Source organism: Phocaeicola coprocola DSM 17136, assembly GCF_000154845.1.
In the GTDB taxonomy this organism is placed as follows: domain Bacteria; phylum Bacteroidota; class Bacteroidia; order Bacteroidales; family Bacteroidaceae; genus Phocaeicola; species Phocaeicola coprocola.
This window is the reverse complement of the sequence record NZ_DS981444.1, coordinates 1,383-2,579: the sequence shown is the minus strand read 5'-3', so window position 1 is coordinate 2,579 and position 1,197 is coordinate 1,383. Positions and strand designations below refer to the sequence as shown.

General features: G+C 38.3%; 1 pseudogene. It reads left to right on the top strand.

What is annotated here, in order from left to right:
• Positions 1-9: 9 nt before the first annotated feature.
• Positions 10-1,197 (top strand): annotated as a pseudogene (locus BACCOP_RS20600) (sensor histidine kinase); the annotation flags it as partial.

Genomic DNA, 1,197 nt, shown 5'->3' with positions numbered 1-1,197 from the left:
GTCTCGCCTGTGGTGGATTCTATCTCTTTAGCATTGATCGTTGTTCTGACGGTATGGGCTGGATTTATTATATGGCAGTCGTAGAGGAAGTGAACGATGAGGTAGATGATACGCTTGAAGATTATTCGGAAGGACTTATAATTCGTGCTCTGTCTGGAGAGGATATGCCAACAGCCAGTAACGGTTCGAATAATCAATATTATTTATATGAAGTGAGCGAATCATATGCAGCTTCTCATCCTCAGATTACGTATCGTGATGAGATGGTATTTATCACAGAAAAGAGTGAAACAGAGCCGGCTCGCGTTTTGATAACAATTTTCCGAACGGAAGATGAACGCTATATGGAGTTGGTCGTTTATACGCCAACTATTGAAAAGCTTGATTTGCTTAGAGCTATCTTAGGCTGGATTATCTTTTTATATGTTTTGTTGTTGCTGATTATTCTATCAATTAATATATGGGTATTCCGTAAAAATATGAAGCCATTGTACGTATTGCTCAAATGGCTGGATACTAGTCAGCTGGGAAAGAAAAATGAGCCATTGGAGAATACTACTAAAATTACGGAGTTTCGTAAGCTGAATGCGGCAACCATGGCATTTGCCGAGCGAGGTGAGAAACTTTTTGAGCAGCAAAAGACATTTATAGGTAACGCTTCCCACGAGATGCAGACTCCTCTTGCCATTTGTCGTAATCGATTGGAAATGCTGATGGAGGATGAGACTTTGACTGAACATCAACTGAATGAATTGATAAAGACTCATCAGACACTGGAAAATCTGACTCGTATGAATCGTTCTTTGTTACTGCTGTGTAAAATAGAGAACGGGCAGTTTGTAGATACACGTTCTGTTTGTCTGAATGATATTCTTGCTCATTATTTGGACGACTATAAGGAGGTATATGCTTATCGTAACATTACGGTTACAGTAACAACAGACTCTTCATTTTGTGTTGAGATGAATGATTCATTGGTTTCTGTATTAGTGACAAATCTGCTGAAAAATTCTTTTGTACATAATATAGATGGTGGGTTTATATATATAAAAAATCACTGCAAATACTTTTGAAATAAGCAATACTGGAGAAAAGCCATTGGATAGGGAGCGTATTTTTGAGCGCTTTTATCAAGGTCAGAAAATGACGATCACAGGGCTTGCACTGGCTTTAGTGGAATCTATCTGTAAAGCAATC